The following is a 15208-nucleotide window of genomic DNA, read 5'->3' as shown; positions in this document are numbered from 1 at the left end:
CCCGCACCTAGTATGGGCCGGTGACTCAGCCTCAGCAGGGCTTCGCCATCGGGGTCGACCTCGGCACGTCCAACACCGTCGCGGTGGTTCGCCACCCCGACGGCCGGACGCGCCCCCTGCTCGTCGACGGCGCGCCGATCATGCCCTCCGGCGTGTACGTCGACGAGCACGGCCGCATCCACGTGGGGCGGGACGCCTACCGGATGGCCGGGCTCGACCCGTCGCGCTTCGAGCCCAACCCGAAGCGGCGCATCGACGAGCCCACCGTGCTGCTCGGCGACCGCGAGATCGCCACCGTCGACCTGCTGGCGGCGATCCTGGCCGCGGTCGCCCGCGCCGCCGTCGAGGCTGTCGGATTTCTGCCGGCGGCGGTGCTGACCTACCCCGCGGCCTGGGGCACCCGCCGACGTGACACGCTCGCCGACGCCGCGCGCCGGGCGGGCTGGCCGCCGGTCCGTCTCGTGCCCGAGCCCGTCGCCGCGGCCCGGTACTTCGCCGACGTCCTGCGCCGGCCCGTCGCGGTCGGATCGTCGCTCGCCGTGTTCGACTTCGGCGGCGGCACGCTCGACATCGCGGTCGTGCGCAACGACAACGGCCGGTTCTCGGTCATCGGCTCCGGCGGCATCGAGGACCTCGGCGGCCTCGACGTCGACGCGGCGATCGTCGAGCACCTCGGCGCCGTGATCAACCAGACCGCGCCGCAGGCCTGGACCGCGCTGCGCAACCCGGCCTCGACGACCCAGCGCCGCGACCGCCGCCTGTTCTGGGACGACATCCGCGGCGCGAAGGAGATGCTTTCGCGCGCGACGGTCGCGCCGATCACGATTCCCGGCCAGGACCAGGCGCTGCACCTCACGCGCGAGGAGCTCGAGCGGGTCACCGAGCCGCTCATCCGCCGCGCCGTCTGGGAGACCGGGAAGGTCATCCACAACGCCGGCCTGCGCCCGGACCAGCTCGCCGGCCTGTTCCTGGTGGGCGGCTCGTCGCGACTGCCGCTGGCGGCGCGGCTTCTGCACGCCGAGTTGGGAATTGCACCGACTGTACTCGAACAGCCCGAACTGCCTGTCGCGGAAGGCGCATTGGCGGAGTTGGTACCTATCGGGGCCTACCACACCGAAAGCGTTCCGGTTGCCTCGTCGTCGCCCCATTCCGCACCTCCTGCGTCTCCGGTTTCCCCAGTATCCGGGGGCTTCGGTGTCACGCCGGTGTCAGCGCCGCCGGTCGGTGCCGGGTACCCGATGCGGGCCGCGCAGGTGATCCCGCCCGGGCCGGCGCCGGCCGGGCCGCCCACGGCGCCGTTCTCCGCCCCGCCGGCCGCCCCGCCGTCGGCACCACCGTCCGCGGCTCCTCCTTCGGCTCCGCGCCGGGGCCTGTCGCGGCTGCTCGTCGGGGCTCTCGCCGCCGTGGTCGTGCTCGCGCTGGTGGGAGCCGGTGTGTACTGGTTCTTCTTCCGCGACAAGATCAACGCGATCGAGTTCAAGACGGTCGCGAGTGCCGGCTCGCTCGACCTGAACGACAAGCTCGACTACCCGGCGACGGCGACGCTGGGCTCGAAGACGTACGCGCTGTACATCGCGGACAAGAACGTGCACCTGGTGGCGTACGACCTCGACGACCGCAAGAAGCTGTGGCAGTACGACCTCGTCGACGACAACTACCGCTGGAGCATCCTGCCGAGCTCCGCCGGCATCATCCTGATCGGCACCGGCGGCGCGGGCACGCTGGTCATGCTGAACACGTCCGGCAAGGAGCGCACCAAGCAGCAGTTCACGACGACCGACAGCGTGGTCTTCCTCGACTCCGTGTGGCTCTGGCATTCGACGAAGCTGAAGAAGACGAACGCGTACGGCTGGGACGGCACCAACAAGTGGACCCTCGACGACGACGAGAAGGGCACGAGCGTGCTCGGCCCGCTCCTCGGCTCCGACCAGCGCGGCCCGACCGACATCGGCGGCGGCCCGATGAACCCCGACCTGAAGGCCCGCAACCAGTTCGTCACCGTCGATGGCGACAAGATCAATCTGCGCAAGGCGGCCAACCACGAGATCGTGCGCTCGTGGAACGACACGGCGGGTAGCTACGCGGGGTACGCCATGTTCGACCAGCGCCTCTTCGTGTTCGGGACCAGCACGAAGTACACCATCAAGGCCTATGATTTGAGCAAGACCGGCGAGCCGGTGCAGATCTACACCGCGCCGGACGACAAGCGCGAGATCACCAAAGTGGCCCCGTGCGGCACCGACCGCCTGTGCGTGCTCGACACGGCGTCGTCCGCGGACACCGTGCTGCGGTACATCTCGATCCCGGACAAGAAGCAACTCTGGCAGGGCGATGCCCGGGGCACGACCCAGCTGGTCCCCGTGGGGTCGACGATCCTGGCCACGGCGCCGGGCACCAGCACCGAGTCGAGCCGGCTGTTCAACACCGACGGCGGCCAGCTGCTGAAGCCGGAGGACCAGAACGGGTACGGCGCCCGCGTCACCAACGGCAGCCTGCTCTTCTTCGCGAAGGGGCCGAGCTCGATCGAGGAGGACGTGACCCTGACGGGCGTTACGGCGTCCTCGGGCGATCGGGTGGCGCTGGGCACGCTGCCGAAGGTCGAGGGCGCGAGCTGCTCCTGGAACACGTCGAAGATCGCGTGTGTGGGCGGGGGCAAGCTGCAGGTCTGGTCGTTCGCCTAGTTCCGGATATAACGAAGGGCGGCCCCTTCCGGGACCGCCCTTCGTTTTTGTTTACTAGATACGGCGGCCGGTCGCGGCGTTGAACGCGTGGTGCGTGTTCGCGTGCGGGCGGACGTGCACGATCTCGGTCAGCCGCGGCGTGCGGCGCGGGTCGGCGCGCACGACGAAGCGCTCGTCCTGGCCCTCGAGCGCGACCGTGCCGTGCACGTAGGCGTCGGAGCCGAGCTCCTCGACCAGGTCGACCGTGATCGGGATGCCACCGTCGTTCGGCCCGACCAGGTCCGTGTCCTCGGGCCGGAAGCCGACCGTGACGCGGCCGCTGGCCCCGTCCGCCTGCGCGGCGGCGATCTGCTCGCGGGTCAGCGGGAGGATGACGTCGCCGAAGCGGCCGCCCTGATCGGTCAGCGGCACCGTCTTGATGTTCATCGCCGGCGAGCCCATGAAGCCCGCGACGAAGACGTTGGCCGGCCGGTCGTACAGCGCGCGCGGGCTGTCGACCTGCTGCAGGACGCCATCCAGCAGTACGGCCACCCGGTGACCCATGGTCATGGCCTCGACCTGGTCGTGCGTGACGTACACGGTGGTGATGCCGAGCTTGGCCTGCAGCGTGGCAATCTGCGAACGGGTCTGCACACGGAGCTTCGCGTCGAGGTTCGACAGCGGCTCATCCATGAGGAAGACCTGCGGCTCACGCACGATGGCGCGACCCATCGCGACACGCTGGCGCTGACCACCGGAGAGCGCCTTGGGCTTGCGGCCGAGGTAGTCCTCGAGCTGCAGCATCGCGGCCGCTTCCTTCACGCGCCGGTCGATCTCGTGCTTCGGCGTCTTACGCAGCTTGAGCGCGAACGCCATGTTCTCGTACACCGACATGTGCGGGTACAGCGCGTAGTTCTGGAACACCATCGCGATGTCGCGAGCCTTGGGCGGCAGGTGCGTGACGTTGCGCTCGTTGATCAGGATGTCGCCCGCGTCCACGTCTTCGAGACCGGCGAGCATACGCAGCGACGTCGACTTGCCACAGCCGGAGGGCCCGACGAGCACGAGGAACTCGCCGTCACCGATCTGGAGGTCGAGCTGGTCAACTGCGGGACGCGGGGTGCCCGGGTAGATCCGGGATGCCTTCGCGTACGTGACCGTAGCCATGGAGTAGCCACCTTCCACCGGCAGGAACGTGCCGGACGATCCGAGTAGAAGTTCGCCGCGCCTGGCGGCAGTGCCAGGTACGGAGTGCTGCTTACCTTAAGCGCTTACGGACCGTATGCCAAGGTCATGGTCCGTTTTTGTCCGGGTTGGTCTGGGTTGGGCGGCGGTATCTGGGGCGCGGGGGCGGGACTCGACCAAGTACGATCGTGTGCCTAGGCCGACGTGGCGCAACTGGCAGCGCACCCGACTTGTAATCGGAAGGTTGGGGGTTCAAGTCCCCCCGTCGGCTCTCTTGATCAAGGCCCTAGCCTATGTGTTTGGGTGCGATTTTGTGATCTTGGCGAATTTCTGACGACGCGCCGTGCTCATTGTGTGCTCGGATGAGCTCGGTTCGTACGGCAAACTGTTCGATCGTGAAGGCCTATGTCGGTGTGACGGACGGCGATTGGTACCGGTTCCTTGCCGACCGGCCGCTGCTGCAGGAGGTGAACTTCTGGCGGCCGTCGAGCAGGCATCGATTCGGCGCCGTCGAGATTGGCGAGCCCTTCTTCTTCAAGAGCCACCACCCGCACAACCGCGTCGTCGGCGGAGGCTTCTTCAGCGGCTTCGCGCGGCTGAGCATTTCTGAGGTCTGGGAGACGCACGGCGAGGGCAACGGCGCCGCAAGCCTTCAGCAGCTGCGCGAGGCGATCGGCCGCTACCGAAACGAGCCGATCTCGCCGCGCGAGGATCCGCAGATCGGATGCCTTTTCATCCGCGACACGCGGTTCTTCGGGCCGGAGCTGGACGCCCCGGCGCCGCCGGACTTCGCCACGAACGTCGTGCAGGGCAAGAGCTACGACCTGGCCGCGCGCGCCTACTCGGGGTACTTCCTAGACCTGCTGCATCGGCTCACCGGAACGGTTGTCGAGATCGATCTCAGCGCGCCGTGGCATCGCCCCGGACCGGTGTACGGCGACCCACGGCTGCAGCCGCAGCGGCTCGGTCAGCAGGCGTTCAAGGGTGTCGTGCTCGACGCGTACCACCACCGCTGCGCCATTACCAGTGCGAAGATCCGGCCCGTGCTCCAGGCCGCGCACATCCTGCCGCTGCCGCAGGGTGGTGAGCACCGCATCGACAACGGCCTGCTGCTGCGCTCGGACGTTCACATCATGTTCGACCGTGGCTACCTCAGTATCGATCCGAAGCACCGGCTGCTGGTCAGCCCGCGACTGCGTGAGGACTTCGGCAACGGCGAGGAGTTCTACTCGCGAAGTGGGATGCAGATCGAGCTTCCGGAGCGCAAAGCCGACCGCCCGCACCGAGAGTTCCTGGAGTGGCACGTCGACTCGGTCTATCAGGCCGCCTGACCGCGCGACCTATCGCCGTCGTGCGCGAGCGCCAGCCGAGGAGCGGTCGCAGGCCGGGCATTCGTAGCGCACATCGGGGGTGCCGCGGCTGGTCAGCTCGTAGCGCACCAGTATCCGCCGGCAGCGGCCGCAGTCTTCGCCGAGCTGGCCCGTGCGATCAAGCCAAGGACTCGCACGGGCACGACTCCGCGTTACGGCATCGGGCAGCCTTGGCGCACCTGATCGCGCCGACCGCCAGTCAGCATTCGCAGGAAGACAGCCATGGCTGGCGACTCTGTCGACGCGGCGGCTGTCAGCTCAACGGCTTGCCACGGATCCGAGCGCCCGCAGACGGCGCAGAACCGAGTCGGCGCCGAGTGCCTGGGTGATGGCGTGCAGGTCGGGCCTGCTGTGGAGCCGGTCAGCGCGACGCGGACAGGTTCGGATGCTTCGCGGATGGAGCCAGCGTAGGCGCCCGGCCAAAAGCGCTTCCGTGGCAGCCCCGCCGCGGCTCGCGCGAAGCGCGGTAGTGGGCCGGCGGTGCGCTGCGGCTCCGTCCGGGCCCTATCGGAAAGCCGAAGTCACGGGAGCATCGCGCATACGATGGCCCGAGCCACCGACCGCCACGTTGGCCTTCACACCGACGATCTCGAGCGACGATCTACTACGTGGGCGCACGGTATTGAAAGGCCAGGACCTTCAAATCGGCATCGGAGATCACCCACGGCCGGCGTTCGACCACAACGCCACCGGTAGCGGTTGGCCCGGCCTTGGAGCGATCGAGCACGATGCTGTGAACGATGAACAACGCGTTGTTGGGGTAGCGCTTCCGGTGCAGGTCGACCTCGTTCCTGGTCAGGATCACCGACTCACCGAGCGAGGTGGTGCCCTTGACCTCGATGCTCAATTCGTCCGTGCCGTTGCGCGCGATAATGTCGAAGGACTCGGTAGCGCCCACGTCGGTGACCTGGACCAGCCCTGGTCCCGGTAGTACTGTATGGCGACATCGACCGCTCTCCGCTCGACAGCAAGCTGTTCTTGCTTGGTCAGCCGGAAACCCTGCCCGGGCAGTGAACGACGTCGGCCAGCGGCCTCGGCTACGTCGGCTTTGAGCTGACTGACCTCAGGTGGGTCGACGCCCGGAATGCGTGGGTCGATCTCTTCCAGTCGGTAAAGCTCCTTCAGCATGCCGAGCATGAACTTGAGGTCCGCGAGCAGCCACTCAGGTCCAGGTACCGCATTTGCCGGGTACTCGATTGCGTAGGCGGTACTCGCTGCGTACGCGGCACCGAGGCCACTCCTGCGAGAGTCGAACTGAAGATCGGTCACCAGATCGACGCGCTGTGGAACGAGGGTGGTCAGATTCTCCCGCGCCCACTGGACAAGGGCCTGCAACTGCAGAGGCGGCCGAGGGCGGAACTCGACACCATCCCAGTCCGTACTGCTGTGCAGCAACGTCAGATAGCAACGGTCGCCGAGCGCGCTGAACAGGTAGACCACGTACCAACCTTCAGTCGCCCTCGGGCTGCGGGACGCGGAGTAGAGGCGAGTCCACGGCACCTCAGTCTTCTGGCCCGTGCCGTCCCTGCCCTGGATACCCAGGTCCGTGAAGACATCGGCGACGGTGGTGCGCAGCTCATCGATGTGCTGATCCAGCCAACTCCGCATCTCCTGCCGGACGATGACGCCGCGCCGCTGCATGGCCGGTGTGTTCTTCGCGTCGTACTCGTCCTGAAGCTTCAGCACTTCCTCGATCAGGTCCTGCATGCGGTTCCTCTGGCGTCGAAGGGCGAGCGTCCCGCAGATTTTGCCATCGATCAGCCCGGCTGCAGGTAAGCCGATCGAGGCGGCATCACATCAGGCGTTCGCCTCTTGACAGGGCAAACGCTGGTGACGCCGGGTGAGTGACAAATCGAGTGACAACCGGCCAACACACAGCCGGACGACGACGTACATCGGCGGATGCCAGGATCAGGTCACAGCCGCCGCCCACCAGGCTGGCAGTCAAAGGTCAGTCGTTCACACCGAAGAGGTCACTGGTTCGATCCCAGTATCGCCAACCGCGCAACACCAGCTCAGAGGCACCTCCACCCGACTGTTCGTCAACAACGCCACCGGATCCGGCTGCTCCGACGCCGGATCCGGCACGCAGGCCCAGCCGTTCTGTACGATCGCCGCGGCCCTCGACGCCGCGGCGGCGGGCGGAGGTCGTGGCCTACGACAACGGCATGATCCGGGCCGATGGCGCGTCGATCAACGCGGCCCGCCCTCAGGCGACGGCAGGGGATGGCCCGGCGCTGCAGAGGTCGCCGTCGCCACCATTGGTGAGGTCCAGCGTCAGGCCGGCCTCCGAGATGCAACGCTGCCGAGCAAGGCCGCGAAGCCGCCCCTCGTCACGGCGATCGTCGACGCGACAACGGGTCGCCGCCTGGACGGCGCTGCTATCGCCTCCCGTCGACGGACGCTTCGGCTTTCCGTGCGCATGTGGTCACGTTTGGTGATCATCGCGCGGACCACGTATGGCGGAGCTTGAGTGGTATCAGTTGGCCCGATAAGGTGGTCGAATTGATCTCTCGTACGATGCGGCGGATGTTGGCACTGGGTTGCGTGATGAGGGGAGACCGATGGTGGCCGACCCGGACGCGGAGCCAGTCGGCAATCCACCGGCGCGGCTTCGCGTTGTGGATCTGTTTGCGGGCTGCGGTGGTCTCACCGAGGGCTTCCGTCAGTCCGGCTTCTTCGCTCCCGTTGCTGCGGTCGAGCTGAACCAGTTTGCCGCTGCCACGTATGCCGCCAACTTCGGGTCCGACCACATCTTCTGCGGTGACATTGGGGAATGGGTTAAGTCGGACCTTCCGGCCGCGGACGTGGTGATTGGCGGTCCGCCGTGCCAGGGCTTCTCCAACCTGGGCAAGAAGCGTGCGGACGACGAGCGAAACCAGTTGTGGCGGGAGTATGTCAACGCGCTGGTAAAGATCAAGCCCAAGGCGTTCCTGATCGAGAACGTTGACCGGTTCGCCAAATCCGACGAGTTTGCCGCGCTTCAACGTGAGGCGGCCCCAGGCGGGCGGCTCGAGGATTACGAGCTCGATCCCAGAATGGTCACCGCTGCCGACTACGGCTCGGCGCAGGTACGAAAGCGTTTCATCGTCATTGGTACGCACAAGAGCCTGCCGCAGCAGATCATGATCCCCGATCCGACAGTGCGCCGCGAGGCGTGGCGGACCGTCAAGGATGCCCTCCACGGCGTGACCGCGTCGATTCCCGTTGACCACATCGACCTGCCGCCGAATCGTCTGGAAAACGGCATTCCGGGGCCGTTCCTGTCGTCGGAGCTGCACGTCACCCGCTACTACGACCCCAAGGTGTCGATCGCCCGGTTCAAGAAGATTCCGCCGGGCGGCAACCGGTTCGACCTACCCGATGACCTCAAGGCGCCGTGCTGGAAGAACCACCTGACCGGATCGGCCGACGTCATGGGGCGGTTACGCTGGGACAAACCGTCCGTCACCATCAGGACGGAGTTCTTCAAGCCGGAGAAGGGCAGATACCTGCACCCCGAGGAGCACCGGGCGCTCACGCATTACGAGGCCGCGCTGCTGCAGGGCTTTCCGGACAACTTCAAGTGGTGCGGCACCAAGATCCAGATTGCCCGGCAGATCGGCAATGCGGTTCCGGTGGAGCTGGCCAAAGCCCTGGCCGAGCACATCGGGGCCAGCCTCATCGACGCCGCCGAAGGCTCCGCTCGCGCACGGCAGCCGCAACAAGAGCAGCTGCCACTTCTGTCTGTTCGTGCTCCCAGATTCGAATGACCTGCCAGCCGGCCTCGGTGAGTAATCGATTGGTCTCCAGGTCGCGGGCGCGGGTTCGTTCGACCTTCTCCGACCAGAACTGAGCGTTCGCCTTCGCTTTGGTGTGATGGTCGGGGCAGCCGTGCCAGAAGCAGCCGTCGACGAAGACCGCCACCTTCGCGCCGCTGAACACCAGGTCGGCGGTGCGGCGGATCGCGGCGAGGGGGCGGGTCGACGTGCGGTACCGCAGACCCAGGGCATGGACGGCCGAGCGCAGTCGCATTTCGGGCCGTGTGTCGCGACCCTTGTTCGCCTGCATGCATCGGCGGACGCCGTCGCTCGACGCCCATCCCCCACTCAGCCGTTCGACCACGCGAACGAGACTACCGCCGGGACCGCTTTGTCAGCCGATCGGCCGAACCGTTCCAGGCCGGAGTACGGCATGATCTTGATGACCTTTAGCGCGCGGAGCTCGCCGTTTCGCGCGTTGGGTGGCCCGTCGGGCGCGTTGCGCGGGCGTCGTTGCGGCCCGGTTGCGCAGATCGGCGGGGTCGGATCCGGGGTCGCAACAACTAGGCTGAGCGGGTCAAACGGCCGCCGGAGTGGGAGGAGCAGCAGGTGTCGTCGCTCGATGAGTTCGAGGGCCAATACACCGTCTTCCAGCAGATGGCCCAGCAGAACACGCCCGCCGCGGCGCGCTCGATGCTTGAAGTGATGAACGTCAATCAGGACATCATTCAGCGCATCCTCGAGCGGTACGAGCGGGAGACCATCAGGATCAAGGAGCTTGACGAGCCGCGGTCGGTGGTCCTGAACAACCGGTTCACCTGGTACACCGGTCCACGCAAGGATGACCGGTGCTGGCCGGCGCTGGAGAACCTGCTCCGCCGGGACGGGTGGAAGGACGACCCGTTGAAGGTCCTTGACGACGCCTCGACCAAGGTCGTGGCGCTGCTCAGCCATCCTCGCGAGGCCGTGTTCTCCGTCCGCGGCCTGGTTGTGGGGTACGTGCAGTCGGGCAAGACGACCAACTTCACCTCGGTGCTGGCGAAAGCGGCCGACCGCGGCTATAAGCTGTTCATCGTCCTGGCGGGCATTCACAACGGCCTGCGCCGGCAGACGCAGCTCCGCCTCGAGGAGCAGCTCGTCAAACCGAACCCGGGCCTGTGGCACCAGCTCACCGACCCCGACCGTGACTTCACGCCGCCGGCCAACGCCGCGTCGTACTTCAGCTCGTCCAACCGGCAGTACGTCCTGTGCGTGGTCAAGAAGAACCCGGCGGTGCTGCGGAAGTTCAACAAGTGGCTCGACTCCGCGCGCAGCTACCTCTCGGACTGCCCCGCCATCATCGTGGACGACGAGGCCGACCAGGCGACAGTGGCTACCAGGACGATCAACCCGCTCATCCGTGACGTGCTGACCCGACTGCCGAAGGCGTGCTACGTCGGCTACACCGCGACCCCGTTCGCCAACCTGCTGATCGACCCGTCGGCCAAGGACCTGTACCCCGAGCATTTCGTCGTGAATCTGCCGCGTCCCGTCGGCTACTTCGGCCCCGAGGTCATCTTCGGCCGCGACGTGCAGGAGTATGAAGACCCCAGCGAGGTGCCAGACGGCCACGACATGATCCGTGACGTGTCGCCCGACGATGTCGATCTCGTGCGCCCGGCGAAGGGCGAGAAGGACACCTTCGTGCCGGACATCCCCGACAGCCTCCGTACCGCTGTGCGGTACTTCTGCCTCGCCACGGCCGCACGCCGGGCCCGGGGCAGTGGCAACCCACACAGCACCATGCTGATTCACACGAGCGTAAGCACGGGCGTCCACCAGGCGTTCAAGGCGCCGCTGCGGGCGGTCGTGTCGGACGTTGTCGCCGCTCTCGACGACCCGACCGCGGTTGAGGAGCTGCGCGCGCTGTGGAAGTCCGAGACGATGCGAGTCCCCGCCCAGGAGCTCGACGAGGAGCCGGTCGAGTTCGAGGCGCTGTTGGCGCACCTTCCCGCCGTTCTAAAGGAGTGCCGGGTCGTCATCGACAACTCGACGAGCACGGACCGCCTCGACTACGAGAAGGGCCGGGTCGTGGCCATCGCGGTCGGCGGCAACACGCTGTCCCGGGGACTCACCCTCGAGGGCCTCTGCGTCAGCTACTTCGTCCGCTCCGTCTCGGCCTACGACACGCTGCTGCAGATGGGTCGCTGGTTCGGTTTCCGCAACGGCTACGCCGACTTGCCGAGGATCTGGATGACGGAGGAGCTGCGGGACTGGTTCCGTCACCTCGCCTCGGTCGAGGCCGAGATGCGGCGGGACATCGACGTGTACATGACCGAGGACAAGACGCCCCGCGATTTCGCCGTACGCATCCGCACCCATCCCGCCCTGCTGGTCACGGCGGCGGCCAAGATGAAGTCGGCCGTGAAGGCGGCGGCCGCCTACGGCGGTCAGCGCGTGCAGACCCGGTTCTTTCACAGCGACGACCTCGACTGGCTGCGCGGAAACCAGCAGGCCGCGCGAAGGCTGGTTCGGCGCGCCGTGGCGGCCGGGGCACGCACCGAGATCAGAACGGCTGAGGACCGGATCGTGCTGTTCGAAGTCGACTACGACCTCGTTCTCGACTTCCTAAAGGAATACGCCTTCCATGAGCGGTCGCAGGAGTGCGACGCGACGCTGTTGGCCAACTACATCGGGAAGCGCGCGGACTCGGGCGACCGGGCCCTGCGCCGGTGGAACCTGGCGTTGATCGGCAATCCGGACGGGCCCGCCGAGTCCGCGTTCGAGTATGCGCCGGGCGTGTCGGTGCGCCGCGTCAATCGTGCGAAGCTCGTGAACGCACAGGTGCCGGACATCAAGACCCTGATGAGCCGCCCCGATGCGGCGGCCGATCTGTCGGTCCCCGGCGGTTCGAAGAAGGAGCTCTCGGAGAAGGAGATCAAGGACCTGCGACGCGGCCAGATGCCGAAGACTGGCCTGCTCACCCTTTACGCCATCGACAAGACGTCGACGCCGCCCGAGCGCAGCAAGAAGCTTCGTGTTCCGTTGAACGCCAAGGACCACGTGATCGGCGTCGGCCTCGTATTTCCGCTGCCGGCCGGGTCGGACTCGTCCGTCGAGTGGGAGTACGTCAGCGCGGATCTGTCGAAGCTGCAGCTTGAGGAGGAGGACCTCACCGGCCTCGAGGTCGAGGAGACCGAGTGAGTGGATCGCTCCGAGGCCTGCTTCGCGACCACTGGGAGGCGCTGGCCGCCGAGCCGATCGGCTCGGCGAAGAAGATGCGGGTCGCTGCTCTGCCCGTCAAGGGCAGCACAGGGCCGATCTCGGCCGCCGTCGACGCGTCCGGAGTCCGGCGCCTGCTGATCCCGCTCGCCCCGAACGAGTCGGTCGCCTCCGCCGCCGACTCCGCGCTGCACTGGCGCGAGCGTGGGCTGGAGGACGCGAAGGTCTTCGTCCGGTACGCCGATCTCAGCTGCGATCGGCCGGACCTGGCCGATGTGTTCAACGGACTGTGCGCCGACATTCTGGTTGCAGTCGAGGCGGCGCCGAGCCGACCGCTGAAGGCGGCCCGGACGGTGGTCGCTCGTTGGCGGGCGCTGTTCGCCCCAGGCGCGGTGCCGCTCGGCGCGGATCGCCTGGCCGGACTCTTCGGCGAGCTCGTCGTCCTGGAACGGCTGCTGCGCAGCCACAGGGGCGCCTCCCACCTGTGGACCGGGCCGTCGGGGCATCGTCACGACTTCACCGGCGCGGCGCGCTCCATCGAGGTCAAGACCTCGACGGCGACCGAAGGCCGTCGCGTCCGCATTCACGGCCTTGACCAGCTGGAGGAGCCCGCGGGCGGATGCCTGGACCTGGTGTGGATCCGGGTGGAGCAGAGCACTGGAGGCCGCTGCGTTCCGGCGCTCGTCGACGATCTGCTGCAGTTGGCCGACGACGGGCACGACCTGCTGTCCCGGCTCGCCGAGGTCGGTTACCGGCCGGCCGATCGCGGTCACTACGTCGACGTCCTCTTCCGCGTGACCGAGGAGCGCTGGTACGAGGTCGGCGCCGGATTCCCGCGGGTCACCCTCGCGTCGCTCGTGCCACCGGCGCCCCCGGTGACCGACGTCCACTACACGATCGACCTGCTCGCGGATCCCGTACCGGCGCTCGGCGACGCGGACATCGAGGCGCATGTCGCGGCGGCTACGGGGGTTGGTCAGTGACCGGGATCGGCTGGCAGTCACAGGTATACCCGCCCGAGGGAGCGTCCGCGGCCGAGGGCATCCGCAACCAGCTCGGCCGGCCGGAACTGGACCTGTGGACGGTCCTGGTCCGTGAGGCGGCCCAGAACAGTTGGGACGCGCGGCAGGGACACCAGGTCGTGGACTTCGAGATCGACATGCTGACGGTGAGCCCTGCCCATGCCGGCCAGTGGCGCGACCTGCTCCTGAGGGACGTGCCGCTGAACGACCACCTGCCTTTGCGCAATGCCCTCGCCGCCCCGGTCATCCGGACGCTGCGCATCTCCGACCGCGGTACGACCGGACTCGGGGGTCCGACCCGCGCGGATCAGGCCGTCGGCGAGGTACGCGACTTCGTCACCTTCGTCCGCAATGCGGGCGAGCCTCGCGACAAACACCTCGGCGGCGGCACGTACGGCTTCGGCAAGGGCATCTTCTACCTGCTCTCGCGGTCCGGCACGATCCTCATTCACACGCGCTGCCAGGGCGCCCACGGGTTGGAGACCCGGCTGATCGGGTGTGCGCTGTGGCGCAGCTACACCGCAGACCGCCGCGAGGGACCGGTTCGGCACACGGGCCGGCATTGGTGGGGCGACCGGAACGCGGACAACGTCGTCGAGCCCCTCGTCGGCGAGGACGCCGACCGCACCGCGCGGCTGCTCGGCCTGCGCCAGTTCGGCGCCGACGAGACGGGGACGACGATCGTGATCGTCGACCCGGTGTTCGGCGACGACGAGCCGGAGGACGTCGCCCGCTACCTGGCGGACACGATCGCCTGGCAGCTCTGGCCGAAGATCCTTCCGCTGGCCAACGGCGATGCCCCGATGCGCTTCGCCGTACGGCACGAGAACGTGAGCGTGGAGATTCCCGATCCGGCCTCGACGGCTCCGCTCAATCTCTTCGTCGAGGCCTACCGCAAGAGCCGCTCCGACGACGCCCATCGCCTCAGCTGCTACCGGCCCAAGCGCGAGCTCGGCTCGCTCGGCCTGGCCCGGCGCCTCATGCTGCCGGCCGAGGGTGGGCGGGCGTCGGAAACCGCGGGCCTGAACCGCGGTGTGCATCACGTCTGCCTCATGCGCCCGGCCGAGCTGGTCGTGAAGTACTACGCCGGTCCGAAGCCGCTGTCGGAGCACATCGGCTACGCCGGGGTCTTCCGGGCGGACGAGTCGCTCGATGACGTGTACGCAAAGGCGGAGCCGCCGACGCACGACAACTGGATCGCAGATCAGCTCGAGGGTAGTGAGCGCACCTTTGTCCGGATGACGTTCACGCGGATCGGCGAGGAACTGGAGCAGTTCAACAATGCGGGCGCGGTCGCGCGGTCCGGCTCGGCGGCGGTCGCGCTCGGCGCGGCGAGCAGCATGTTCTCGGGTCTCGTCGCGGGAGGCTGGGGCATTGGCGGGGCCACGGACTACGGCGGCGGCACGCAGGCATCCAAACCGCCGTCGTCCGTTGCGCAACGTGTCGACCTGGCGGAAGACCGGTCCGATAAGCCGCCGACCACGGGGCCCGCGCCAGGCGGATGGCAAGAGTTCGATGGGCAAACTGCGGAGTCGCGCGCGACCGGCTTCGGCAGCTCGGACGGGAACGGATGGACAGAGCCCCAGGACGAGCGGCTCACGGGCGGGCCGACCGAGTCCCTCCGAGCGCCCGCGTCCGAGACTCGGCCGCCGGGCCCGAGACTCGCCGTTCGGCCCGTGGTCCGATACGACGGCGAACCGCGGCTCGACCAGCTCGACGGCCGGCCCGTCGTCGTCCAGGAGTTCATGCTGCCTGTTGACGGTGCTCAGGTGGTCTCCGCTGAGGTGAACGTCGTCATCGCCGGCAGTGGCAGCGGACGGGAAAGCCAGCCGCCCGCCGCGGCGGACATGCCGACCGTACTGGGCTGGCGCGGTAGCGACGGCCGCTTCGTCCAGGGCGACCAGGCAGAGGTCGAAGGCGGCGACGGCATCGTGTGGCAGGCGATCGTACGGCCCGCGCCGAACACCATCACCGAAGTCGCGGTGACGGTCGGGACGGTGATCTCCCGATGAGGCGGAGAATCTGGCCGT

The 15208-nt window shown here is 67.8% G+C and carries 10 protein-coding genes and 1 tRNA gene; 7 read left to right on the top strand and 4 right to left on the bottom strand.

All coding sequences use genetic code 11. From position 1 onward, the window contains the following. Window positions 1-20: 20 nt before the first annotated feature. Entirely contained in the window at window positions 21-2681 is a 2661-nt protein-coding gene (locus AB0B76_RS00925; RefSeq protein ID WP_360367217.1) for an Hsp70 family protein, read from the top strand. 54 nt (window positions 2682-2735) lie between these two features. Here the strand turns inward: AB0B76_RS00925 and ugpC are convergent, their stop codons facing one another. Continuing rightward, window positions 2736-3827 carry a sn-glycerol-3-phosphate ABC transporter ATP-binding protein UgpC gene (ugpC, locus tag AB0B76_RS00920; protein WP_360367214.1) on the bottom strand — a complete coding sequence of 364 codons (1092 nt, stop codon included), beginning with the start codon at window positions 3825-3827 and terminating at the stop codon, window positions 2736-2738. 216 nt (window positions 3828-4043) lie between these two features. Here ugpC and AB0B76_RS00915 point away from each other — a divergent pair. Both AB0B76_RS00915 and AB0B76_RS00910 read left to right on the top strand, forming a co-directional pair. Beyond that, window positions 4044-4116 (top strand) — tRNA-Thr (locus tag AB0B76_RS00915). A gap of 124 nt (window positions 4117-4240) precedes the next feature. Beyond that, window positions 4241-5176 carry an HNH endonuclease gene (locus AB0B76_RS00910; protein ID WP_360367211.1) on the top strand — a complete coding sequence of 312 codons (936 nt, stop codon included), beginning with the start codon at window positions 4241-4243 and terminating at the stop codon, window positions 5174-5176. A 643-nt stretch (window positions 5177-5819) separates the two neighbouring features. Here AB0B76_RS00910 and AB0B76_RS00905 read toward each other — a convergent pair. Next, the gene (locus AB0B76_RS00905) at window positions 5820-6113 is read right to left on the bottom strand and encodes a DUF3883 domain-containing protein (protein WP_360367208.1); all 294 of its coding nucleotides are present in this window, start codon (window positions 6111-6113) and stop codon (window positions 5820-5822) included. After that, a complete protein-coding gene (locus AB0B76_RS00900; RefSeq protein ID WP_360367206.1) occupies window positions 6059-6922 on the bottom strand; it encodes a DUF3578 domain-containing protein in 864 nt (287 codons plus the stop codon). The genes AB0B76_RS00905 and AB0B76_RS00900 overlap by 55 nt, the downstream gene beginning before the upstream one ends. An 857-nt stretch (window positions 6923-7779) precedes the next feature. On the opposite strand from AB0B76_RS00900, the gene AB0B76_RS00895 reads away from it, so the two are divergent. Continuing rightward, complete coding sequence (locus tag AB0B76_RS00895; RefSeq protein WP_360367203.1) at window positions 7780-8967, top strand: DNA cytosine methyltransferase; 1188 nt, start codon at window positions 7780-7782, stop codon at window positions 8965-8967. Here the strand turns inward: AB0B76_RS00895 and AB0B76_RS00890 are convergent. Further along, window positions 8876-9319, bottom strand: coding sequence for a very short patch repair endonuclease (locus AB0B76_RS00890; RefSeq protein WP_360367200.1), 444 nt, complete (start codon window positions 9317-9319; stop codon window positions 8876-8878). The two genes, AB0B76_RS00895 and AB0B76_RS00890, sit on opposite strands and share 92 nt — an antisense overlap. A gap of 245 nt (window positions 9320-9564) precedes the next feature. On the opposite strand from AB0B76_RS00890, the gene AB0B76_RS00885 reads away from it, so the two are divergent. From AB0B76_RS00885 to AB0B76_RS00875, 3 genes are read left to right on the top strand one after another with little or no spacing between them, the layout of a single operon-like run. Next, a complete protein-coding gene (locus AB0B76_RS00885; protein ID WP_360367197.1) occupies window positions 9565-12138 on the top strand; it encodes a Z1 domain-containing protein in 2574 nt (857 codons plus the stop codon). After that, window positions 12135-13139 (top strand): PD-(D/E)XK motif protein, encoded by a 1005-nt coding sequence (locus AB0B76_RS00880; RefSeq protein WP_360367195.1) that lies wholly within the window; start codon window positions 12135-12137, stop codon window positions 13137-13139. Before AB0B76_RS00885 ends, AB0B76_RS00880 begins: the two co-directional genes overlap by 4 nt. Beyond that, the gene (locus AB0B76_RS00875) at window positions 13136-15190 is read left to right on the top strand and encodes a hypothetical protein (protein WP_360367192.1); all 2055 of its coding nucleotides are present in this window, start codon (window positions 13136-13138) and stop codon (window positions 15188-15190) included. The genes AB0B76_RS00880 and AB0B76_RS00875 overlap by 4 nt, the downstream gene beginning before the upstream one ends. Window positions 15191-15208: the final 18 nt, after the last annotated feature.

Source organism: Dactylosporangium sp. NPDC049140, from assembly GCF_040648435.1.
This window is presented reverse-complemented; position numbering and strand designations above follow the sequence as displayed.

Bases quoted from the DNA above. Each gene is read 5' to 3' on its own strand.
- ugpC (WP_360367214.1), bottom strand. From the start codon at position 3,827: ATGGCTACGGTCACGTACGCGAAGGCATCCCGGATCTACCCGGGCACC.
- AB0B76_RS00900 (WP_360367206.1), bottom strand. From the start codon at position 6,922: ATGCAGGACCTGATCGAGGAAGTGCTGAAGCTTCAGGACGAGTACGAC.
- AB0B76_RS00895 (WP_360367203.1), top strand. From the start codon at position 7,780: ATGGTGGCCGACCCGGACGCGGAGCCAGTCGGCAATCCACCGGCGCGG.